The organism is Lacisediminihabitans profunda (genome assembly GCF_008040105.1).
Lineage (GTDB): Bacteria > Actinomycetota > Actinomycetes > Actinomycetales > Microbacteriaceae > Lacisediminihabitans > Lacisediminihabitans profunda.
Genome location: NZ_VRMG01000007.1, coordinates 111578 through 132948, shown reverse-complemented (window position 1 = coordinate 132948; position 21371 = coordinate 111578). Strand labels below are relative to the sequence as shown.

24 protein-coding genes are annotated in these 21371 nt (G+C 69.2%); 15 read left to right on the top strand and 9 right to left on the bottom strand.

Annotated elements, in window-relative coordinates:
- Window positions 1-294: 294 nt before the first annotated feature.
- Window positions 295-1038 carry a TetR/AcrR family transcriptional regulator C-terminal domain-containing protein gene (locus FVP33_RS10095; protein WP_246142283.1) on the bottom strand — a complete coding sequence of 248 codons (744 nt, stop codon included), beginning with the start codon at window positions 1036-1038 and terminating at the stop codon, window positions 295-297.
- 242 nt (window positions 1039-1280) lie between these two features.
- Here FVP33_RS10095 and FVP33_RS10090 point away from each other — a divergent pair, with 242 nt between their 5' ends.
- Both FVP33_RS10090 and FVP33_RS10085 read left to right on the top strand, forming a co-directional pair.
- Entirely contained in the window at window positions 1281-1787 is a 507-nt protein-coding gene (locus tag FVP33_RS10090) for a DUF2306 domain-containing protein (RefSeq protein WP_246142282.1), read from the top strand.
- A gap of 91 nt (window positions 1788-1878) precedes the next feature.
- Complete coding sequence (locus FVP33_RS10085) at window positions 1879-2940, top strand: NAD(P)-dependent alcohol dehydrogenase (RefSeq protein ID WP_246142281.1); 1062 nt, start codon at window positions 1879-1881, stop codon at window positions 2938-2940.
- A 33-nt stretch (window positions 2941-2973) separates the two neighbouring features.
- On the opposite strand, the gene FVP33_RS10080 is transcribed toward FVP33_RS10085, so the two are convergent.
- Window positions 2974-3483 (bottom strand): SixA phosphatase family protein, encoded by a 510-nt coding sequence (locus FVP33_RS10080; protein WP_187270660.1) that lies wholly within the window; start codon window positions 3481-3483, stop codon window positions 2974-2976.
- A gap of 81 nt (window positions 3484-3564) precedes the next feature.
- On the opposite strand from FVP33_RS10080, the gene FVP33_RS10075 reads away from it, so the two are divergent.
- From FVP33_RS10075 to FVP33_RS10060, 4 genes are all read left to right on the top strand, one after another.
- Complete coding sequence (locus FVP33_RS10075; RefSeq protein WP_187270659.1) at window positions 3565-4146, top strand: TetR/AcrR family transcriptional regulator; 582 nt, start codon at window positions 3565-3567, stop codon at window positions 4144-4146.
- Window position 4147: 1 nt separating this feature from the next.
- Window positions 4148-5290, top strand: coding sequence for a glycosyltransferase (locus FVP33_RS10070; RefSeq protein ID WP_147783534.1), 1143 nt, complete (start codon window positions 4148-4150; stop codon window positions 5288-5290).
- Window positions 5291-5443: 153 nt separating this feature from the next.
- The gene (locus tag FVP33_RS10065; protein ID WP_147783533.1) at window positions 5444-6151 is read left to right on the top strand and encodes a spermidine synthase; all 708 of its coding nucleotides are present in this window, start codon (window positions 5444-5446) and stop codon (window positions 6149-6151) included.
- Between the two features lie 129 nt (window positions 6152-6280).
- On the top strand, window positions 6281-6619 hold the full coding sequence (locus FVP33_RS10060) for a hypothetical protein (protein WP_147783532.1): 339 nt from the start codon (window positions 6281-6283) through the stop codon (window positions 6617-6619).
- A 2-nt stretch (window positions 6620-6621) separates the two neighbouring features.
- Here FVP33_RS10060 and FVP33_RS10055 read toward each other — a convergent pair whose 3' ends face one another.
- Window positions 6622-7794, bottom strand: a complete 1173-nt coding sequence (locus FVP33_RS10055) for a globin domain-containing protein (RefSeq protein WP_147783531.1) — start codon at window positions 7792-7794, stop codon at window positions 6622-6624.
- A 68-nt stretch (window positions 7795-7862) separates the two neighbouring features.
- Complete coding sequence (locus tag FVP33_RS10050; RefSeq protein ID WP_147783530.1) at window positions 7863-8288, bottom strand: RrF2 family transcriptional regulator; 426 nt, start codon at window positions 8286-8288, stop codon at window positions 7863-7865.
- A 79-nt stretch (window positions 8289-8367) separates the two neighbouring features.
- Here FVP33_RS10050 and pdxH point away from each other — a divergent pair, with 79 nt between their 5' ends.
- On the top strand, window positions 8368-9015 hold the full coding sequence (pdxH, locus tag FVP33_RS10045; protein ID WP_147783529.1) for a pyridoxamine 5'-phosphate oxidase: 648 nt from the start codon (window positions 8368-8370) through the stop codon (window positions 9013-9015).
- 8 nt (window positions 9016-9023) lie between these two features.
- Here the strand turns inward: pdxH and FVP33_RS10040 are convergent, their stop codons facing one another.
- Window positions 9024-9848, bottom strand: a complete 825-nt coding sequence (locus tag FVP33_RS10040; protein WP_147783528.1) for an MBL fold metallo-hydrolase — start codon at window positions 9846-9848, stop codon at window positions 9024-9026.
- Entirely contained in the window at window positions 9845-11080 is a 1236-nt protein-coding gene (gene lhgO / locus FVP33_RS10035) for an L-2-hydroxyglutarate oxidase (protein WP_222706680.1), read from the bottom strand. Before lhgO ends, FVP33_RS10040 begins: the two co-directional genes overlap by 4 nt.
- Window positions 11081-11216: 136 nt before the next feature.
- On the opposite strand from lhgO, the gene FVP33_RS10030 reads away from it, so the two are divergent.
- On the top strand, window positions 11217-11696 hold the full coding sequence (locus FVP33_RS10030; protein ID WP_147783527.1) for a PPOX class F420-dependent oxidoreductase: 480 nt from the start codon (window positions 11217-11219) through the stop codon (window positions 11694-11696).
- Between the two features lie 47 nt (window positions 11697-11743).
- Window positions 11744-12958: a trans-sulfuration enzyme family protein gene (locus FVP33_RS10025; protein WP_147783526.1), complete on the top strand. Its 1215-nt coding sequence runs from the start codon at window positions 11744-11746 to the stop codon at window positions 12956-12958.
- Between the two features lie 285 nt (window positions 12959-13243).
- Here the strand turns inward: FVP33_RS10025 and FVP33_RS10020 are convergent, their stop codons facing one another.
- The gene (locus tag FVP33_RS10020) at window positions 13244-14431 is read right to left on the bottom strand and encodes an ROK family transcriptional regulator (protein ID WP_147783525.1); all 1188 of its coding nucleotides are present in this window, start codon (window positions 14429-14431) and stop codon (window positions 13244-13246) included.
- Between the two features lie 163 nt (window positions 14432-14594).
- Here FVP33_RS10020 and FVP33_RS10015 point away from each other — a divergent pair, with 163 nt between their 5' ends.
- The 5 genes from FVP33_RS10015 (at window position 14595) to FVP33_RS09995 (ending at window position 19136) form a co-directional block, all read left to right on the top strand.
- The gene (locus FVP33_RS10015; RefSeq protein WP_147783524.1) at window positions 14595-15341 is read left to right on the top strand and encodes a sugar phosphate isomerase/epimerase family protein; all 747 of its coding nucleotides are present in this window, start codon (window positions 14595-14597) and stop codon (window positions 15339-15341) included.
- Window positions 15338-16444 carry a Gfo/Idh/MocA family protein gene (locus FVP33_RS10010; RefSeq protein ID WP_147783523.1) on the top strand — a complete coding sequence of 369 codons (1107 nt, stop codon included), beginning with the start codon at window positions 15338-15340 and terminating at the stop codon, window positions 16442-16444. The genes FVP33_RS10015 and FVP33_RS10010 overlap by 4 nt, the downstream gene beginning before the upstream one ends.
- 10 nt (window positions 16445-16454) lie before the next feature.
- Window positions 16455-17552, top strand: coding sequence for a Gfo/Idh/MocA family protein (locus FVP33_RS10005; RefSeq protein WP_281289382.1), 1098 nt, complete (start codon window positions 16455-16457; stop codon window positions 17550-17552).
- Window positions 17549-18577, top strand: a complete 1029-nt coding sequence (locus FVP33_RS10000; RefSeq protein WP_147783522.1) for a sugar phosphate isomerase/epimerase family protein — start codon at window positions 17549-17551, stop codon at window positions 18575-18577. The genes FVP33_RS10005 and FVP33_RS10000 overlap by 4 nt, the downstream gene beginning before the upstream one ends.
- Window positions 18578-18737: 160 nt before the next feature.
- Complete coding sequence (locus FVP33_RS09995) at window positions 18738-19136, top strand: hypothetical protein (RefSeq protein ID WP_147783521.1); 399 nt, start codon at window positions 18738-18740, stop codon at window positions 19134-19136.
- On the opposite strand, the gene FVP33_RS09990 is transcribed toward FVP33_RS09995, so the two are convergent.
- Window positions 19133-19591, bottom strand: coding sequence for a DUF5997 family protein (locus FVP33_RS09990; protein ID WP_222706679.1), 459 nt, complete (start codon window positions 19589-19591; stop codon window positions 19133-19135). The genes FVP33_RS09995 and FVP33_RS09990 overlap by 4 nt on opposite strands.
- A gap of 28 nt (window positions 19592-19619) precedes the next feature.
- Between FVP33_RS09990 and FVP33_RS09985 the strand changes: the two genes are divergently transcribed.
- Complete coding sequence (locus tag FVP33_RS09985; protein ID WP_147783520.1) at window positions 19620-20321, top strand: LysR family substrate-binding domain-containing protein; 702 nt, start codon at window positions 19620-19622, stop codon at window positions 20319-20321.
- A gap of 414 nt (window positions 20322-20735) precedes the next feature.
- On the opposite strand, the gene FVP33_RS09980 is transcribed toward FVP33_RS09985, so the two are convergent.
- Entirely contained in the window at window positions 20736-21368 is a 633-nt protein-coding gene (locus tag FVP33_RS09980; RefSeq protein WP_147783519.1) for a DedA family protein, read from the bottom strand.
- Window positions 21369-21371: the final 3 nt, after the last annotated feature.

Here is a 21371-nt window from a genome sequence, read left to right as displayed (position 1 = left end):
GTGTGGCGACCCGAACGGTCCCGGTCTGCAGGATGCTCCCGTCGGTTCTGCACCTGATCGTCCTCGCCATCCGCCCGAGGCGTCCTGCACAACCCGTCCTGCCGTCCTGCACCACCCGTCCTGCACAACTGGAGTCTGCGGGGTGGGCACGCGTGGACTGCGGCACCGTCCTGCACAACGCGTGTCAGGGCAAGGGAGTGCCGCACAATGGCGGGGACGACAAGCGGGCCCCACACCGCGATCGGAGCCCACCCACCCATCAGCTGGTTAACCCAACGTGCCTGGGCAGTGCAGCTAGGCGGCCGGTGAACCGCCTCCCCGACGGGCCGCCCTCGACGTCCAGCCCTGGTCGCGAAGTCGCTCGAAACCGTCGAGCAGCAGGTCGAGGGCGAACTCGAATTCGAACTGGTCGTCGCAGCCGTGGCTCACCACAGAGTCGTCGTCGTGGTCCATCGACGTGGCGATCGCCACGATATTGGGATACCGCGCGGCCATCTGCTCCAGCATGGCGGCCCTCACCTCCGCGGGAACCTCGGCGGAGGGCTCCGCCTGGGGCGAGGCGGTGTCGTCGAACAGTTCCTGGGTGAAACCCCACATGCGGCCGCCGATGGCGTGCATCACATGGTGGGTGAGATCGACCGAGAAGCCGCCGGCCAGGAACATGCCGGTGAAGGAGTCCATGTAGTCGAGCACGGCTGGTGTCTTCGTGGTGCGAGACTCGACAACCTGGCGCGCCCAGGGGTGGCGCTGCAGCGCCCGCCGGGCGGAGAGCACGCGCTGCCGCACCGCACTCTTCCAGTCCGCATCACGCACGGGAGGATCGATCTCGCCCACGATCATCTCGACCATGCCGTCGAGGAGCTCCTCCTTGTTCTGCACGTGCTTGTACAGGGCCATCGGCACCACGTCGAGCTCCTGCGCGAGCCGGCGCATGCTGAGCGCCTCGATGCCGATCTCGTCGGCGAGGGACACGGCCGCCCGCAGCACCCGGTCCCGGTTCAGGCGAACGCGACGCTCGACATCCAGGTGAACTGTCACCAGCAGACCTCCCACTGAGTCGCGTCAACCCGTCCGGTTGACAGGAGTACAGCGTACACGTTAGTCTCTCGCGAATCAGGTGTACACCGTACACATTGGTCCGAGTGAGGAGTCCCATTGACCATCGACGCCGCCAGCGTCCCGCCGCAGACTCGTCGGGCCGCCCGGCTCACCGAGTTGACGGGCGGGGCCCCGATCACGCCGCAGAAAACGAGCGGTTCGTCGACTCCCCGATCCCCGTGGTGACGCACATCGTCAGCGCCACCGTTTTCTGCCTTCTCGGCGCACTGCAGTTCGTTCCGGCGCTGCGTCGAGGCAGGCGCTGGCATCGCGTCGCCGGTCGCATCCTGGTGCCCGCCAGGCTGCTCGCCGCGCTGTCCGGCCTGTGGATGGCGGCCTTCTATCCTCACCCGGCCGGCGACGGCCCCGCCCTGCTCGTCATTAGGCTGGTCTTCGGCTTCGCGATGGTGGCGAGCATCCTGCTGGGGCTGTCGGCGATCAGGCGTCGGGACTTCGTGGTGCACGGCGAATGGATGACCCGCGCCTCTGCGATCGGGTTTGGCGCGGGGACCCAGGCCCTGGTGCTCATCCCGGAGTCGCTTCTCTTCGGCCCGACCGACCAGTTGCCGCGTGCCGCGTTCATGGCCGTCGCCTGGGTGATCAACCTCTCGGTTGCCGAGTTCGCCATCCGGCGTCGCGTGCGGCCGATTGTCGCCCGGCCGATCGTCTCGCTGCGAGTTTTCTCGTAGCGGTTTTCCTCTTGACAGGTGTACGTCGTACACATTACTCTCATCTTACTAGGTGTACAACGTACACTTCACCGTCGAACAAGGAGCAGCCATGAAGTCAACAAATCGCACCGCCGCACCGTCGATGAGAGCCGCCGTGTACCGGCGGTTCGGCGGCCCCGAGACCGTGCACATCGAGCAGATCGCGAAGCCGTCCCCCCGCCGCGATGAGATTCTCATCAAGGTTCAGGCCAGCACGGTGAGCGCTGCCGACCACCGGTCACGCGGTCGCGACGTGCCGCGGGGCCTCGGAGCGCTGGCCGCACTCTCCATCGGCATCTTCCGCCCGCGCAAGCGCATCCTGGGCATGGATGTCGCCGGCATCGTCGAGGCGGTGGGCGTGGACGTCACCGGCTTCGTTCCCGGCGATGAGGTGATCGCCATGCTCGGGGCCAGGTTCGGCGGTCACGCCGAGTACGTGTGCGTTCCCCAGGGCGGCGCGATCGCCGCCAAGCCGCGCAATCTGGGCTTCGAGGAAGCCGTGACGCTCGTCTTCGGCGGGATCACCGCACGGGGTTTCCTCAACCAGGTCACCGTCACGGCGGGGAGCCGGGTGCTCGTGAACGGTGCTTCCGGCGCCGTGGGGACGGCTGCTGTACAGCTCGCGAAGCAACTGGGCGCCCACGTCACCGCCGTCTGCAGCGGTACGAACTCGGACCTGGTCACCTCCCTCGGTGCCGACCGGGTGATCGACTACACGCTGGACGACTTCACCGCGGATCGCGCGACCTACGACGTGATTGTCGACTGTGTGGGCAACGCCCCGTTCGAGCGGGTCGAGGCCTCGCTCAACCCGGGCGGGGCGCTCCTTCTGGTGATCTCGGACCTCGCGGGAATTCTCCGTGCGTCGAGGCAGAGCCGCGTCAGCGGCAGACTCGTCAGCGCTAGCGTCGGTAAGTACCGGTCCGAGGATCTCGCCCACCTCGTGGCCCTCGCCGAAGCGGGTCGCTACCGACCGGTGATCGACCGCGTTTACGCGCTCTCCGACGTGGTCGAGGCGCACCGCCACGTCGACGCGGGCCACAAGATCGGAAACGTCGTGCTGCGCATTGAGGCGGGCGCTGGTAGCCACGCTGCGCTCGCCCGGGAGAGTGCAACTCCGAGCCCGGTCTGACCGCCATCGGTTGAGCCGCGTCGGCGGATCGGGTCAGGGTTCCGACACAGCCTCTGTCGGGGGTCTGCCCGATGCCACGAGCCTCGCGGAGGACGGTCCGGCGGTGGACCACGGCCCGGGAAGGGCCAGCACGGCGATCGCGGAGGTGGGCATGGGCACCGATTCGTCCGCGAGCAGCGAGGCGAGGTCCTCGATTCCCGGATTGTGGCCCACCAGCACGACGGTGCCTGCGTCCTCGGACAGGCCGCGAACGATCCCGAGCAGTTCGTCGGACGAGGCCGCGTATGCGCGCTCGTCGATGAGAGTCGGTGGTTCGTCGACGAGCTCCGCTGAGGCGAGCTCCCAGGTGTCGCGAGCCCGCCTGGCCGGCGACACGACGGCGAGATCGATGCCGCGGATGCCGCCCGCCAGCCACTGGCCGGCGAGCGGAGCCTGTCGCAGCCCGCGCCTGCCCAACGGCCGGTCGACATCCGGCTCGTCGCCCGCCCAGTCGGACTTGGCGTGTCGCAGCAGGATGAGGATGTGCTCGGGATGCTTCGCCATTCCGCCAGTGTGCCACCCTCGGGAAGATTCCTGGCGATGGTCTTGACGCGGACAGCCAATTTGGCGTTAATAGATAGTAACATGAAAAGCACACGACCCTATGAGATGCGAGCCCGGGCGGATGCCGCCGCGCAGACGCGGGAGCGCATCATGGCTGCGGCGATCGAGCTCGCCAACGAGAAGCCGATCAACGCCCTGGTGCTTCCCGACGTCGCGACGAGGGCGGAGGTGTCCGTGCAGACGGTGCTCCGGCTGTTCGGCAGCCGCGACGGCCTGCTCGACGCGGCGACGGAGTCCGCGTTGGAGAGTGTGCGTGCCGAGCGCGACGTGGCGCCCGGAGATGTCGCCGCGGCCGTGGGCACGCTGTTCGACCACTACGAGGTGCGCGGCGACGGCGTGCTGCTGCTGCTCGGCCAGGAGCGCTGGGAGCCTCGCGCCGCCGAAATCACGTCGGCCGGTCGCCTGCTTCATCGCGAGTGGGTCGAGGGGGTCTTTGCCCCCTTCCTGGCGCGGGACGGCGAACGTGACGCCACCGTCGACCTGCTCGTCGCCGCCAGCGACGTCTACACCTGGAAGCTGTGGCGCCGCGACCGGTGCCTCAGCCGACCCGACGCTGAAGCGCGAATGCTTCGCCTGATCGGCAACATCCTGGAAGGGATCTGACATGTCCAGCTTTCTCTTTGTGACCGTGGACGCGGGCGGCAACGTGCCCCCGGTGGTCGCGATCGGGCGTGAGCTCATCGCGCGGGGCCACCGCGTGCGCATCCTCGGGAACGAGCCCCAGCGCGCCGCACTTGAGGCCGCGGGGTTCGAATTCACCGCATACTCGCGGATGCCGCGCTGGGAGCCCACGCGGGCCAAGTCGGTTCCGCGCGCCATCTCCGACCTGCTGCGCCTGAGCACGCATCCCGGTCTCGGCCAGAATCTCCTCGACCTCGTCAGGGAAAGGCCGGCGGACCTGGTCGTGGTGGACTGCATGCTGCTCTCCGTGCTCGAGGCGGCGGGCGCCAACGGTCTCCGGCATGCCGTGCTCTTCCACACCTTCTACCGGTTCTGGAACAAGGAGTGGATGGCCGGCCCCGTCGGTGGGCTCGCCAGGCTGAGAGGGCTCAATGCCCGCTCGCTCTGGGCGAAGGCCGACCTGGAGCTCGTCGTCTGTGATCGAACCCTCGACCCGGCCGGCGAGTCCGAAACCCCTACGCGGGTATGGAGCGGGGTCGTCGAGACGGGTGCGCGTCGGGTCGTCGATCCCGCCGAACCGCCGCTCGTGCTGGTGAGCCTGAGCACCACCTGGTTTCCCGGGCAGGATGACGCCTACCGCCACATCCTGGCCGGGCTCGCGGATCTCCCGGTCAGGGCGATCGTCACGACCGGTCCGGCCGTGAGTCCCGACGAGCTCGCGGCGCCGGCGAATGTCGAGGTGCTGGCATTCGCGCCGCACGACGCAATCCTGCCGAGGGTATCGGCGGTGATCGGCCACGGCGGCCACTCGACCACGATGTCCGCGCTCGCGCACGACCTTCCCTTGATCATCATGCCGATGCATCCCCTGATCGATCAGCCGATGATCGCCCGTGCGGTCGTGGCGGCCGGGGCGGGCATTCGACTCAGCAGGACGGCGTCGCCCGGCGACATCCGGCAGGCGGTGACAACGCTGCTGGCAACGGCGGGGTTCGCCGAAGCGGCCGCGGTGGTCGGTGCTCGGTTGCGGGCGGCGGATGGCGCCCGGGTTGCCGCCAACCTGCTTGTTCGTGCCGTAGCCGCTCCCGGCCCGGCGATCGGCGCGGTGCCGGTCGAACGGGACTGATCCCTCGCCGGGAGGGGTACACGCGGAGGGCCCAGCGCTCGGTCTGGGCGCCGAAGTCTGGGAGCATGGTGGTTGCCCCGGCGTGTCTTCGCCAGGGCACCCACCACATCTGCATCCCGGACCGTCAGCCGGGGGAGAGCCCCGGGCAGCCCCATGATCATGCGTTTCGAAGAGCTGGACTACCAGCCGACCGCGATGGGCGACCTCACGCTCCGCCGCCGTCGTGAACCGACTCTCGACGTGGACGTGTTCGAGGTGAAGCTGGGCGACGAATTCCTCATGTCTAGCCTGTTCACCGTGGCGGAGGAGGAGCTCGCCCACCTCGGCCTCGCCGCTGTGGCGGGCGAGAGGCTGGATGTGCTGGTCGGCGGCCTCGGACTCGGCTACACCGCCGTGGCCGCGCTGGCCGATCCCCGGGTGAGCACCCTCACCGTGATCGACGCCCTGCCGGCCGTGATCGACTGGCACCGACGGCACTTGCTCCCCGTCTCGGAGTCGCTTGTCGGCGACCCGAGGACGAGCCTCGTGTGTGATGACTTCTTCGGACTCATGCGCCGCGACATCGCGCCCGGCGCTGCGCGCTACGACGCGATCCTGCTCGACGTCGACCACTCGCCCCGCCACCAGTTAGACCCGAGCCACGCCGACCTGTACACCGTTGAGGGACTGCTGGCGCTCGCCCGCCACCTGCGCGAGGGGGGCGTGTTCGCGCTCTGGTCGGACGACCCTCCGGACGACGAGTTCCTGGTGACTCTGTCCTCGGTGTTCCCCGCGCCGGTGGCGCACGTCGTCGCGTTCGACAACCGCCTCACCGGCGGAACCTCCTCGAATACCGTCTACGTGGCGCGGCACGCCGCCTGATCGGGCGAGCCGCATCAGGGTACAAAAATGTCCCCCCTACTGGGGACTGGGTTGGCGGCCCCGAATGTACCATCTTTAGGGGTAGAGAGACCTTTCTGTGACGAGGGGTCTGAGAGACAAGGAAGACCAATGCGACCCGAAGCGCAGGTTCACTACCTTTCCCGGCACACCTTCGACCCGAGCGACTCGGCCGTCGCTGCGAAGGCCATCATCGAGGCCGAGATGGCCCACCGGATGGACCTCGTGCACCAGCTCGCCGTGCGCCTGAGTGCACTCGAGGCCACGATCACCGCGGTCGACATCGCCCGGCATGCCGCGATCGAGGCGGGTTGGACCGAGGCCCAGCTACTCGAGCTCGGCCTCGGTGCAGTGGAGAACTCCCCGTCGGCGGGCCGCCGGGTCGCCAGGCCCGACGACGTGGTCGTCGAGCCTGCGGTCGAGGCTGAGGCCGAGTCCCTCGCCGGCTAAGGCTAGGCGCTGGCGAGCCAGAGGTCCGGACCGAACACCTCGTAGTGGATGCGGTCGGCCGGCACGCCGGATTCGAGCGCCTGGGACCGGAGACTGCGCATGAACGGCAGCGGTCCACAGAGGTACACCGAGGCGTTCTTCGGAATGGTCACGTTTGCCAGCGACATGAAGCCATCGTGCGCATCGTCACCATCGCTCGGCTCCTCGAGCCACAGTTCGAGCTCGGCCGCCTCGAGCAGTGCCACGTCCTCGCGCATCTGGTCCCGGAGCGCCCATCGTTCGAGAGTGGCCTCGGCGTGAAGCACGAGAACCTCGCGCGTGGATCCCTGATCGGCAAGGGATCGGAGGATGGAGGCACTCGGCGTGCACCCGATGCCCGCGGAGGCCAGCACGAGGGGGTGATCTCCCGCGCTCAGGGTGATGTCCCCGCAGGGATTGGAGAGCATGAGCTGGTCGCCGATCTGCACGTCACGGTGCAGCGCGGGGGAGACCTCGCCATCGGCATCTAGCCTCGTCGTGAACACGCGAGTGCTCGATCCGGTGCCGGCCGACAGCGAGTACTGGCGAACCTGGCGGATGCCGTCGGGCATGCGCACCGTGACGCTGACGTACTGGCCGGGCAGCGACGGCGAAACCGGGGTCTCGTCGGCCGGCTCGAGGGTGAAGGTCACGGAGTCTGACCCCGCGGCATCCTTGCCCACCACGGTCCAGAGCGCCAAGGGATGCTCGCTTGCCGCCGCCGAGTACAGACCATTCTCGAGCTTGATCAGCGCGTGCGCCATGAGCCAGTAGACCTCGGTCCAGGCGGCGGCGATCTCCGCGGTTATCACGTCGCTGAGTTCCTCGGCGATGGCCTCGAAGAGATACCGGTAGACGATGTCGTACTGCTCGGGTCGTATGTCGAGCGAGACGTGCTTGTGGGCGATGCGGGAGAGCATGGCCTCGGGGGTCGTGTCCGGGTTGTTCACCAGGTGCGTCGCGAAGGCGGCGATGCTGCCGGCGAGGGCCTGCTGTTGGGAGCCGTTCTTTTGATTGGAGCGGCTGAACAGACCGTCGAACAGCTCAGGGTGGGCGGCGAACATTCGGCCGTAGAAGCTGCGCGCGATGGCGGGCATGCGCTCCCCGACCAGGGGGAGGGTGGCTTCGATGATGGGGAGGGATTGGGTCGAGAGCATGCTGACTCCTTAGTGACGCCGAGTGATCTCTCCAAACTAGCATTTCAAATGCAAGTTAAATTACGGGGCTAGTAGAAGACCCGCGTGGCCGGTTGGTTGTGCGGCTGGCTGGAGATCACGATGCCGTCCAACTCCGAGTAGAACGCCTCCCTGGCCCGCCGAAGTGCGCCACGCACCCCGCAGCCGTCGAGCAACGGACACGGTCCGGCGGGGGTCTCGCAGGCGGCGAGGTCCAGGCGGGTGTCCAGCTTCCGCAGGAGCCAGCCGATGCTGGCCACTCGTCCTGCCGCGCTGATCCGCACCCCGCCAGCCCGTCCCCGGGCCACCTCCACGAGTCCGAGCTCGCGCAGTCGGAGCACGGCCTTACTCACGTGGTTGTACGGCGTGGCGATGGCCTCGGATATGGCCCGCGAGGTCATCAGCGCGCCCTCGGGCGATGCCGCGAGCAGCATGACCACGCGCAGGCAGACGTCCGAAAACGCGTTGATCCTCATGCGTCAAGAGTAGGGCCGCGCCGACCCTGGTTCGCGTGAAAGACTGGCGGCACGCATCCGTCTGGCCAGGAGGAACGCCATGTCATCGCTCGAGCGCCATACGGACTACGGCTCGACCCCGCTCACCGAGGCGGACCTCGGCTCTGACCCGATCGCCGTGTTCGGCGACTGGCTTCTCGCGGCCGAGAAGGCCGAGGTCTACGAACCCAACGCGATGGTGGTGAGCACGGTCGAGGGTGAGCGGCCCAGCAGCCGGACTGTGCTGCTCAAGGGATTCGGCGCGAAAGGCTTCGACTTCGTCACCAACTACCGGTCGAGCAAGGGTCGCGCGTTGCTCGCCAACCCGGCCGTTTCGCTGCTGTTCCCGTGGTACTCGCTGAGGCGCCAGGTGATCGTCTCGGGCGACGCGCACCCCGTCGAGCCCGGTGAGTCAGACGCCTACTTCGAGGCGAGGCCGCGCGAGTCGAAGCTGGCCTCGATCGCGAGCGACCAGTCGGAGCCGATCGCCTCGCGCGACCTGCTCGAGCAGCGGATGCGCGAGCTGCTCGAGCGGTATCCGGAGGGCAGCGAGATCCCGCGCCCGGAGAAGTGGGGCGCCTTCCGCGTCATGCCGCGCAGCATCGAGTTCTGGCAGGGCCGCAGCGCGCGATTCCACGACCGGCTTCGCTTCACCGTGGCGAGCACGGGGGCCGCGGACGGCTGGACCCTCGAGCGCCTGCAGCCGTAGGCCGGACCTCAGGTGAGGTGGTCGAAGTCGCCGCTCACCCACCCCATGTAGCGGTCGGCCGAGCGGCGCACGACCTCGCTCGCACCGGCCGGGATCACCCCGCCGAAGTTGCCGTACAGGCGGTCGAACGGAACGCGGTTCACCGCCTTCGCGACACGGTCCACGACCGCCGCCGAGAGCGGGATCGTGTTGGCGAAGCTGCGCATGAAGGTGACCCAGTTGCCGTCCGGGCCGGGGAAGATCGTGTCGCCGGCGAGTACGACGCCGCGACCGCTCGCCCCGCGCGTCCAGCGCGCGACGAGACTGCCGGGGAAGTGCCCTCCCACCGTGCTGATCGTGACCCCGGGCAGCACCTCGAGATCTCCGGAGAAGTGGATGATCGACGGGTCGGGCCGTTGTACCCAGGCCCGATCCGCTTCGGCCACCATGACCGGCACGTCGCCGAGGGCGCGCGACCACGCGACCTGGGCGCCGTACATGTGCGGATGACTGGCCACGATGATGGACGCGCCGCCCAGGTCGCGCACGAGTTGCGCGCTCGCCTCGTCGACGAATCCGGTCGGGTCCCAGAGCAGGTTGCCCTCCTCGGTGCAGAGGAGCAGCGACTGCTGACCCAGGCCGATCGGCGGAGCGGACCGAATGCCGTACAGGTCGGGCTCCACCGGGTGCACCTCGAGCCGGAAGCCGGAGTCGGTCATCTCCTCCAGCGAGGTCCAGGCCTGCCCGGTGCGGGGCACGAACTGCCGTTCGTCCGTGCAGATCGCGCACACGGCTGGAGGTGCCTCGGTGTCCGGATACTCGACGGCGCAGGTCGAGCAGATCCACTGGGTCATGTCGTGGTTCGCATCCGGTCTACGGCATCGGCAAGGAACTCACCGATGGCGAACGAGGAGGTCGCGGCCGGTGACGGCGCGTTGAGCACGTGCAACACGTTGTCCGCCTCGCGCACGAGGAAGTCGTCGATAAGCGTGCCCTGCGCGTTCATCGCCTGCGCTCGGATGCCCATCGGCCCGCGCTCGAGGTTGCCCGGGAGCACGTCTGGCACGTACTCCTTGAGCGAGGCCGCGTACGCCCGTGCCGACACCTCGTGCGAGAACTCCGTCCAGGCCGTCGGCAGGTTCTTGACCGCGAACTTCCAGAAGCCGGCGTAGCCGAGGGAGGAGACGGCATCCCTCGGGTCGACGGCCCACTGTTTGTAGTCGTGCCGGCTGAAGGCCAGGAAGGCGTTCGGGCCGGCCCACACCTCCCCGTCGATCCGCCGCGTGACGTGAACGCCGAGGAACGGCAGGCTCGGGTCCGGCACCGGGTAGATGCTTCCGCGCACCCCGTCGGCGATCTCCCCGGTGACGCGGTACCAGGTGCCCCGGAACGGCAGGATCCGCACGTCGCGTGCCACGTCGCCCGCGAGGCGATCGGCCTGCAGCCCGCCGCACACGATGGTGATTCGACCCTGGATGGTCTGCCCGTCCGGACCGTCGACGATGCTGCCGTCGGCCACGCTGCGCACCCGGCTCACCGGCCAGGAGGTGCGGATGCTGCCGCCGAGCCGCTGGATCTCCGTCGCCAGCTTTCGCGCGACCTCGGCGAAATTCACGACGGCGGTGTCTGGCGAATGGATGGCGGCCACCCCGTCGGCGACCGGCTCAATGCGCCGCAACTCGGCCCGATCGACCCGCCGCAACCCGGGCACGCCGTTCTGCGAGGCCCGATCGAAGAGGGTCGCGAGGCCGGCCAGCTCGCTCTCCGACTTGGCCACCACCAGCTTTCCGTTGTACTCGATCGGAATGCCGTGCTCCGCACAGAACTCTTTGAGCAGGCCGCGGCCGCGGCTGCACAGGCTCGCCTTGAGGGAGCCGGGCGCGTAGTAGATCCCGGCGTGCACGACGCCGGAATTGTGGCTCGTCTGGTGGGCGGCGATCGTGGGCTCGGCATCCACCACCACCAACTGCAACCCCGGTTGCCGGGTGAGCATCTGCCACGCCGTCGCGAGTCCGATGATGCCGCCACCGACGACGACGACGTCGACGCGCTCGGAGGGCTCGGGCTGGGTTGCGTTGTCGTTCACGAAAGCCTCGTCTCGATCACTCGCGCCGCGCTTCGGGTGTCGCAGCTCGTGATTGAGATTTTCACACGAGATCGCCGGTTGAGGGTAGCGGATTCCCATCCGTTCGTTGCCAGCCGGCTCGCCTAGCCTGAGGCGCATGGCCAGAAGCATCGCAACCAACACCATCGTCGACCGCGGCGGAATGCTCGATTTCGTGCGCCCCCGGCACCGGATGCTGCTCGCGACCACCCGCACGGACGGTCGGCCGCAGATCTCGCCGGTCTCCGGGGGAGTCGACTCCGAGGGTCGAGTCGTCATCTCGTCCTACCCGGCCAGGGCGAAGACGCGCAACGCCGAGCGGGACATCCGGGCCTCGGTCCTCGTGCTCTCCGACGACTGGGACGGCGGCTGGATCCAGGTGGACGGCGACGCCGAGGTGCTGCACATGCCCGAGGCCGCCGACGGCCTCGTCGACTACTTCCGCTGCATTGCCGGCGAGCATCCGGACTGGCAGGAGTACCGCGAGGCGATGGCCCTCCAGGACAAGTCGCTGATCCGCATCACCCCCACCCGGTGGAGCCCGATCTGCACCGGCGGCTTCCCGGCGGACGTCGCCGCTCGCCTCGACGAACGGTAGCCCGTCACAGAGGCGCGCCGGGGTGCCCCGCGGAATAGATTGGAGGCATGAGCCTGAACCACCGCCCCCGCCCGGACAAGCACGACCCGGCCTCCCTTGCCTTCGCTACCCAGTCGGTGCACGCCGGCAACGAGATCGACGCGGGCAGCGGTGCCCTGCGCACCCCGATCGTCATGGCCAACTCGTATGCGTTGCCCGAGGACCCGTCCACGCTCAGCTGGTCGGGCACGGACGTTCCGCTCTACACCCGCAACAGCGGCACCAACCAGCTCGGGCTGCAGCGCAAGCTCGCGGCGCTGGAGCGCGGGGAGGATGCCATGGCGCTCGCGAGTGGAGTGGCCGCCCTGCACGCCATCTTCTTCACCGTGCTCAAGGCCGGAGACCACGTCGTGGTGGCCGATGTCACCTACGAGGCCGTCTTCCGCCTCTTCAACGAGTTGCTGCCGCAGAAGTACGGCATCCGCACCACCTTCGTCGACGCCGCGGACCTCGATGCGGTGCGCGCCGCGGTGAGACCGGAAACCAGGCTCGTGCACATCGAGACGGTCGCCAACCCCACCACGAAGGTCACGGATGTCGCCGCTGTCGCGCGCATCGCCCACGAGGCGGGCGCACTCGTCTCGATCGACAACACCTTCACCCCGCCGCCGCTGTTCCGACCGCTCGAGCACGGCGCGGACCTCGTGGTGCACTCGCTCACCAAGTACATCAACGGCCACGGGGATGCGATCGGCGGGGCCGTGATCGGCAGTGCGGAGCTCATCCGGCGCATCAAACTGGACGCCATGGTCGACGTCGGCGGTGTCATCAGCCCGTTCAACGCGTGGCTCATCATGCGTGGCTCGGTCACCCTCCCGCTGCGGATGCGGCAGCACTGCGAGTCGGCCCTCGCGATCGCCGAGTTCCTGGCCGGCGACGACCGAGTGGCGTACGTCGCCTACCCGGGTTTGGCGTCGCATCCCCAGCACGACACCGCGGTGAGGCAGTTGCCGAACGGATTCGGCGGCATGATGGCCTTCGCCGTGAAGGGTGACAAGGCCGCCCAGAACCGGTTCGTCTCGAAGCTGCGCGTGATCACCTCCGCCGTGTCGCTCGGCCACGACGAGTCCCTGATCGTGCACGTCGACAACTCCGGCCCGCGAGTGCCCGCCTACCCGGCCGAGTTCCGCGAGTTCGGCCACCTGCGCTTCTCGGTGGGGCTCGAGGACGTGGACGACCTCATCGCCGACCTGTCGGCCGCGCTCGACGACACCTTCGGGTAGCGGTCCCCGTTCCGCCGCGCGGTCAAGCGGCGGGGTCTTGCGGCGGGGGGTATCGCGCATCCGTGGTGTCGCGGCGGGGGGTATCGCGCATCGCGGCGGGGATACTGCGTCGCGGAGGGAGGCGTGCCTCCCGCCGCGAGGCGACTTCTCCGTCCGCGAGCCGGCCGGTCCGCGAACGTCTCCGTCCGCGAGGTAGCGTCTCCCGCCGCGAGCAACTCCCCGAACCGCCGCGACCAGTTCCCCGTACCGCCGCGAGCAACTCCCCGTCCCGCCGCGGCGAGAACCTCAGCGCGCGGACATCCGCTCGATGGCCTGGGGCGAGAGCGCGTATTGCAGCGCGAGGATGCACGCTCCGATCACGGCGGCGTTCTCCGCCGTGCGGGACTGCACGATCGAGAGGTGTTCCGTGGCGAGCGGGGTGGAGCTCTGGTAGACGACCTCGCGCACGCCGGCGAGCAGATGTTCGCCCGCCCGCGTGACCGAACCGCCGAGAACGATCACGGAGGGGTTGACGAGGCTCACGCAGGTGGTGAGCACCTCGCCGATGTCGCGCCCGGCCTGCCGCACCGCGCGGATCGCGCGCAGGTCGTTGCGACGCACCAGCTCGATCACGTCCGACATGGTCTCGACGTCCGCCCCCTCGGCGCGGAGCTGTCTGGCGATGGCGGGCCCGGACGCCATGGCCTCGAGGCAGCCGAAGTTTCCGCAGTCACAGGCCACGCCCTTGCCTCGCTCGATCCGCACGTGGCCGATGTCTCCGGCGGAGCCCTGGGCGCCGCGCTGGAGGAGACCGCCGGAGATGATGCCGGATCCGATTCCCGTCGCGACCTTGACGAAGAGCAGGTCGGAGACCTCGGGGAACGACCGGGACTGCTCCCCGATCGCCATGATGTTGACGTCGTTGTCGACGAGCGCCGGCACGCCGAGCGCGTCGAAGATCCACCCCGGCACGTCGAAGCCGTCCCAGCCGGGCATGATCGGCGGGTTCACCGGTCGGCCGGTGTCGTGCTCGACCGGCCCGGGCAGGCCCACTCCCACGGCGAGGAGGTCGGCGGATGATCGGCCCGCCTCGACGAGCAGGCTTCGGGTCTCGTCGACGACCCAGGTGAGCACCCGCTCCGGCCCGTCGGCGATGGCGAGCGCCTCGCGATGGGTGAGCAGGATGGCGCCGCTCAGGTCGGCAACGGCGATGGTCGCGTGGGTGGCACCGAGGTCGGCGCCGACCACGACCCGGGCGGCGGGATCGAGGGCGAACTGGGAGGGCGGGCGCCCGCCACTCGACGCGCCCTCGCCGATCGGGCGGATCAGGCCGAGTTCCAGCAGGGCGTCCAGGCGCAGGCCGATGGTCGAGCGAGCGAGGCCGGTGGTGTCGGCCAGTTCCGCCCGTGTTCTCGGCCTGCCGTCGCGCAGAAGCTGGAAGAGTTCGCTCGCCCCGGACAGCCCGGGGGGTCCTGGCTTCTTCGGGGCGACCATTTCGCAAGTAAACCACACCCCGTCGATGGACAGAATGGATACGACTGACAAACATCCGACTTTTGTTTGATATTCGACACAAGTCGGCCGTACACTCGACAGGCGTACTCAGGGCGTACCCAGCCGCGCACCGCGAGCCGAATGAACTCAACGAGGAGACCACGTGTCTACAAGCCAACTGTCCGTGCAGCTCTACACCGTGCGCGATGCCCTCGCCGCGGATCTCCCCGGCACGCTTCGCCGCGTCGCCGACCTCGGCTACACCAACGTCGAGCTCTTCGGGTTCGTCGGCCTGGCCGACCAGTACAGCGAGCTCCTGCCCGCGGCGGGCCTCAGCGCCCCCTCCGCCCACGGCAGCCTGCTCGGTGCGAACCTCGATGCCGTCTTCGCCGCCGCCACGAAGATCGGCGTGACGACGCTCATCGACCCGCACATCGACCGCAGCCTGTGGAGCAATCGTGAGGACGTCACCGCGTCGGCAACCCAGCTCAACTCGATCGCGCTCAAGGGCGCGGACCACGGCCTCACCATCGGCTATCACAACCACTGGTGGGAGACCGAGAACCGGATCGACGGCACCCCGGCTCTCGAGGTGTTCGCGGACCTGCTCGACCCGGCCGTGATCCTCGAGGTCGACACCTACTGGGCGGAGGTCGGCGGAGTCTCCGCCGCCGAGCTGCTCACCAGGCTCGGCGATCGCGTGCAGCTGATCCACGTGAAGGATGGCGCGGTCACCCAGGACGACCAGGAGCAGGTCGCGGTCGGCTCGGGCCGCCTCGACATTCCGGCGATCCTCGCCGCGGCTCCGCAGGCGCTGCGGGTCGTGGAGCTCGACGGCTTCGCCGGCGACGTCTTCGACGCTCTGCGCGACAGCTTCGCCTACCTCACCGCGAACGGGGTGCAGGCATGACCCGTACGGGCCGCGTCGGCGTCGGCGTGATCGGCGCCGGCGTCATCAGCCGCGAATACCTCGACAACCTCACCACCTTCCCCGACCTCGAGGTGCTGTTCGTCGCGGACATCGACCTCGACCGGGCCAGGGCGCAGGCGGAGAAGTACGGCGTGGCGGCCAGCGGCACGGTAGCCGAGTTGCTCGCCCACCCCGACATCGAGATCGTCGTCAACCTCACCCTTCCCGCCAACCACGTGGATGTGGCTCTCGCCGCGCTCGCCGCCGGCAAGAACGTCTGGACCGAGAAGCCGTTCGCCCTCGACCGGGAGAGCGGCCGTCGGCTTCTCGACGAGGCAGAGCGGCTCGGCCTTCGCGTCGCGACCGCGCCGGACACCTTCCTCGGGGCCGGGCTGCAGAGCGCCCTTCGCCTCATCGCGGATGGCTCGGTCGGAACACCGCTCACTGCCCTCGCCCTCATGCAGTCCCCGGGGCCGGAGTCGTGGCATCCGAACCCGGAGTTCCTCTTCCAGACGGGTGGCGGCCCGCTCTTCGACATCGGCCCGTACTACATCACGACCCTCGTGCAGGTCTTCGGGCCGGTGCGCCGCGTCACCGCGGTGGGTTCCACCTCGCGTCCCGTGCGCGTGATCGGCTCCGGGCCGCGCGCCGGCACCGAATTCCCCGTCACCGTGCCGTCCCACCACGGCGCGCTCATTGAATTCGAGAACGGCGCCTCCGCGCAGACGATCTTCAGCTTCGAATCGCACCGCAAGCGGGCGGGATTCGTCGAGGTCTCCGGCACCAAGGCGACTCTCCAGTTTCCGGATCCGAACACCTTCGACGGCGACTCCGTCATCTTCGATGGCACGGATGACGATGGCCGCGCCGTCGCGGCCACCGGTTCCTTCGCCACGCGTGGCACCGGCGTCGCCGAACTCGCGCAGGCCATCCGCTCCGGCGGTCCCGAGCGCGCGTCGGGAGCGCAGGGGTTCCACGTGCTCGACGTCATGGTGTCCATCGCCGAGTCCGCCGAGCGCGGAGAGACGGTGAGCGTGGAGAGCAGCTTCGAGAAGGCCTCGCTCGTGCCGGCCGACTGGAACCCGACGGTCGCCACCCTGTGAGCGATCGCCAGTGACCTCCGCGTCCGCCCCGCTCCGCGTCGGCTTCGTCGGCGGCGGCTTCATGGCCGCCGTGCACAGCCGCGCGGCGCGGGCGGCCCGTGCCTCGCTCGTCGGCATCGTGTCATCCAGCGCCGCCTCGTCGGCGAGGGCGGCCGACCTGCTCGGCTTCGAGTCCGCCTATCCGTCGGCCGAGGTCCTGCTGGCCGACGCGACGATCGACGTGGTGCACATCGTCACGCCGAACGCCACCCACTTCGACCTCGCCCTGGCCGCGCTGCGTGAGGGCAAACACGTCGTGTGCGAGAAGCCGCTCACCACCTCCACGGCGCACGCCGCGCTCCTCACGGAGGCGGCCGAGGAGGCCGGGGTGACGGCCACGGTGCCCTTCGTCTACCGATTCCATCCGATGGTGCGTGAGGCGCGCGCCCGTGTCGCCGCGGGCGAGGCAGGCAGCCTGCTCAGCATCCAGGGCTCCTATCTGCAGGACTGGCTGCTGGCGGCGAGCGACGACAACTGGCGGGTCGACGGCGCCCTCGGCGGCGCCTCCCGCGCGTTCGCCGACATCGGATCGCACCTCTGCGACCTCGTCGAGTTCGTCACCGGTGACCGGATCGCTCGCCTGCAGTCGGTCACCCGCACCGTGTTCGACGAGCGGTCGTCGCGCCCGGTGACCACCGAGGATCTCGCCGCGGTGCTCTTCACGACCCGGGCGGGTGCCGTCGGCACCCTCCTGGTCTCCCAGGTCGCCCCCGGCCGCAAGAACCGCCTCCACGTGGAGTTCCACGGCAGCGAGGAGTCGATCGCGTTCGACCAGGAGAACCCCGAGGTGTTGTGGATCGGCCGGCAGACCGGGTCGCAGTTGCTCACCCGCCAGCCGGGGCTGAGCGCGGACGCCGAGCGCCTCGCCGTGCTGCCGCCCGGGCATCCGCTCGGTTACCAGGACGCCTTCTCGGCATTCGTCGCCGACACCTACGCCGCGATCGGCGGGGAGTCGCGCGACGGCCTCCCCACCTTCGAGGACGGCCTCCGAGCGGTCACGCTCACGGATGCCGTGCTCGAGTCGGCACGCACCTCCACCTGGATCGACATCGAAGGAACGAACCCATGACCGAAACTCCAGCATCTTCAACGCATCCGGTGACACTGTTCACCGGCCAGTGGGCCGACCTGCCGCTCGAAGAGGTGGCGAAGCTCGCCTCCGGCTGGGGCTACGACGGCCTCGAGATCGCCTGTTCCGGTGAGCATCTGGACGTCTGGCGGGCGGCCGAAGACCCGGCCTACCTGCAGGGCCGGCTCGACCTGCTCGACCGCTACGGGCTGAAGGTGTTCGCGATCTCGAACCACCTCAAGGGGCAGGCCGTGTGCGACGACCCGATCGACTTCCGGCACCAGGCGATCGTCGGCTCCCGCGTGTGGGGCGACGGCGAGGCGGAGGGCGTGCGGCAGCGCGCCGCGGAGGAGCTGAAGCTCACGGCGACGGTTGCCCGCAAGCTCGGCGTGGACACGGTGGTGGGGTTCACCGGCTCGAAGATCTGGCCGTACGTCGCCCAGTTCCCGCCGGTGCCGGCCTCGGTGATCGACGCGGGGTACCGGGACTTCGCCGACCGGTGGAACCCGATCCTCGACGTGTTCGACGATGAGGGCGTGCGATTCGCACACGAGGTGCACCCCTCGGAGATCGCCTACGACTACTGGTCAACGGTGCGGTCGTTCGAGGCGATCGGGCACCGGGAGGCGTTCGGCATCAACTGGGACCCGTCCCACATGATGTGGCAGGACATCGACCCGGTCGGCTTCATCGTCGACTTCAAGGACCGCATCTACCACGTGGACTGCAAGGACACCCGGCTCCGCCCGAAGAACGGCCGGGCCGGGGTGCTCGGCTCGCACCTGCCCTGGGGCGACCCGCGACGCGGCTGGGACTTCGTCTCCACCGGGCACGGGGATGTGCCATGGGAGGACGCCTTCCGAGCCCTCGAGTCGATCGGCTACACCGGCCCGATCTCGATCGAGTGGGAGGACGCCGGCATGGACCGCCTGCACGGCGCGAAGGAGGCGATCGGCTTCATCCGGTCGCTGCTCTGGGAGCTGCCGACGGCATCCTTCGACGCCGCATTCAGCAACCAGGACTGAGCCGCGCACGCGGCAACCTCGAGGGAGGGGCCGGGGCGCTCCCCTTCCACGGGGGTCTATCGTTGCGCGCGAGAACCTGTCAGGTTTCTCTCATGGGCATCGACGGAGATTGCGGGTCGCCGTGCCGCGCGCCGGATGTCCCGGACGCGGGGCCTGCCCCATGCCGTTGAACACTCTCACCACGGACGAACGACGAACGAGCAGGCTCGTCGTGAACCTCGCGATGGCCCTCGTGGTCGTGGGCCACGGGCTCGAGGTGTGGGTGTTCTTGCTCCTGCTGTCGATCGGTGGCCCGTCGCCGACTACCGAGCAGGGGATGATCGTCAACGCCTGCGTCGTCGTCGGCTTCTTCCTGCTCGCCGGCGTCATCGCGACGCTCGGACGCTACTGGCCGCTCGCCGTCGTGCTCGCGCTGTACTCAGTGGCACTCGCGTTCCTGCCGGGAATCGGCGTGCTCACGGCGCTGCCCGCCGTGCTCGTGTTCCCGGCGCTGTGGTGGCGGCACGGGCGTCTCATCCAGAACCTGAACGAGGCGGAAGGCCCGACTGCCCGTCGTTAGCGGGTGCGCTTGTCGCGCGATCCGTCCTGGGACTTCGCGTCCTTCTTCTCCGCCGCGCTCCGGTTCTCGGCGAGCAGTCGCTGGTGCGCGTGGAGCGACTTCACCCGGGCATTCTCGTCCTGCACCTCGGCGTGCACGGCGCGCTCCCGCACGAGCCAGGCCGGCGGCTGCTTGAGGAGGGCGCTGATCTCCTCGGTCGTCAGCGGTTCGGTCACCTCGCCGCGGGCGAGCCCGGCGATCGACACGCCGAGTTTGCGGGCGACCTCGGGCCGCGGGTGCGGGCCGGTCTTGCGCAGCTCGACGAGCCAGGCGGGCGGATTCGCGATCAGCTCGTTCAATTCGGCCCGCGACACGGTCGACTGCTGGAACGACTCGGGCGTCGCGGGAAGGTAGATGCCCAGCTTCTGGGCCGCCGTGGCCGGCTTCATGGTCTGGTTGGATTGCGCGGAGGTCATCAGGTCAGCGTAGCCTGAGAGGCCTCCCGTGCCATCAGCGCGTGGACTCAGCGAGGGGATGACCGTGAACGAGGATGTCGCGCCGTTCACGATCGCCTTCGTCGCCGGGGTCACTCTCACCCGCTGGACGTCGGCGTGGGAAGCCCGCCAGCCGGGCATCCCGCTCGCCTTCCTCCCCGGGGGAACCGCCGAGCAGACAGCGGTTCTGCACGATGGCCGGGCCGACGTGAGCTTCGTGCGGTTTCCGGTGGACGGCACCGACCTGAGCGTGATTCCCCTCTACTCCGAGGTGGCCGTCGTCGTCGTGCCGAAGGACCACCCCGTCGCGCTGTTCGAGACCGTGACCCTCGCCGACCTCGCGGAGGAGACGATCACGCCGTCGACCCTGTCGCCCGGCGACGCGGTGGAGCTCGTTGCGGCCGGCGGCGGTGTCGTCATCCTGCCCCAATCGATCGCGCGGATGCACGGTCGCAAGGACGTCGTCGCCCGCCCCGTGGTCGACGCCCCGGAGACGCGAATCGCGATCGCCTGGCTGGAGGCCGACACGACGGACCGAATCGAGGAGTTCGTGGGAATCGTGCGCGGCCGCACCGCCGCGAGCTCCCGGGCGACACCGACGCCGCCGGCCGAGTCGAAGCCGCCGCGCAGCCTGGCCAAGCCGCGCCCCAAACAGCAGTCCCAGACCCAGGCCCGCGCGGCCGCGAACCGCCGGCGCCGCTCGGGCCGCTGAGCCTCGGCGTCCCGTCGCCCCGCTGCCTTTTCATCCCCGGCGTCTCGCCGCTCCTGCATCTCAGCGCCCCTTCATCCTGAGCAGCAGCATCCTGCCGCCACTTCCGCCACTTCCGAAATCCATGCATTCCTTGCCGACACGCCGCTCGGGGATGCAGACACGCCGAGTGTGCCGACGAATTGCATGGATTTCGGAAGCGGAAGCGTGACCCACCGAGGCGGTGACGGGCGACAAGGTGCCGCTCCGAAGTGGCCGTTCAGCCGGGGCATCCGTCCCCCCGCCCCTTCCGAAATCCATGCATTCCTGCCCGACACGCCGCTCAGCGATACAGACACGCCGAGTGTGCCGAAGAAATGCATGGATTTCGGAATTAGGTACCCGGCTGCTGCGAGCGGGAGGGGAACGGCGCTCCGGTCAGGCCGAGGCGCGGTTGCGCCTCCACGCGACGACGCCCGCGACGATCGAGGCGAGGATGAAGAACCCGCCCACCGCATAGGCGGCGGACTTGACGGCGGGGATGCTGGCCGCGAAGTACCCGGTGACCACGAGCAGCACACCCCAGGCGAGCGCGCCGACCAGGTTCGCGGCGACGAACCTGAGGTAGTCCATGCGGGCGATGCCGGCGACCGGCGGCACGAGCACTCGGCCCCACGGGATGAAGCGGGCGACCACGACGGCCCACCAGCCGAGGTCGGTGTAGAACCTCTCCGCGCGCACCACGCCGCGGCGCACCCACGCCCCGCTGCGCCGATCGAGGTAGGGGCGGCCGTAGTGCCGGCCGAGCAGGAAGCCGACCTGGTCGCCGAGGAACGCGGCCACCCCGACGCCGATGGCGAGCACCCAGATGTTGAGGGCGTCCGTGCCGGCGGCGAGCAGGCCGGCGGCGAACAGCAGCGAGTCGCCGGTGACGAACGGGATGAACACGCCGATGAAGAGTCCGGTCCCGGCGAAGACGAGGCCGAAGACGATGGCGTAGAAGAGGAGCGGCCCGAAGGTCGTGAGCCAGCTCGACACCTGGCCGTCGAGCGCGGCCGCGTGAACGGGCATGGG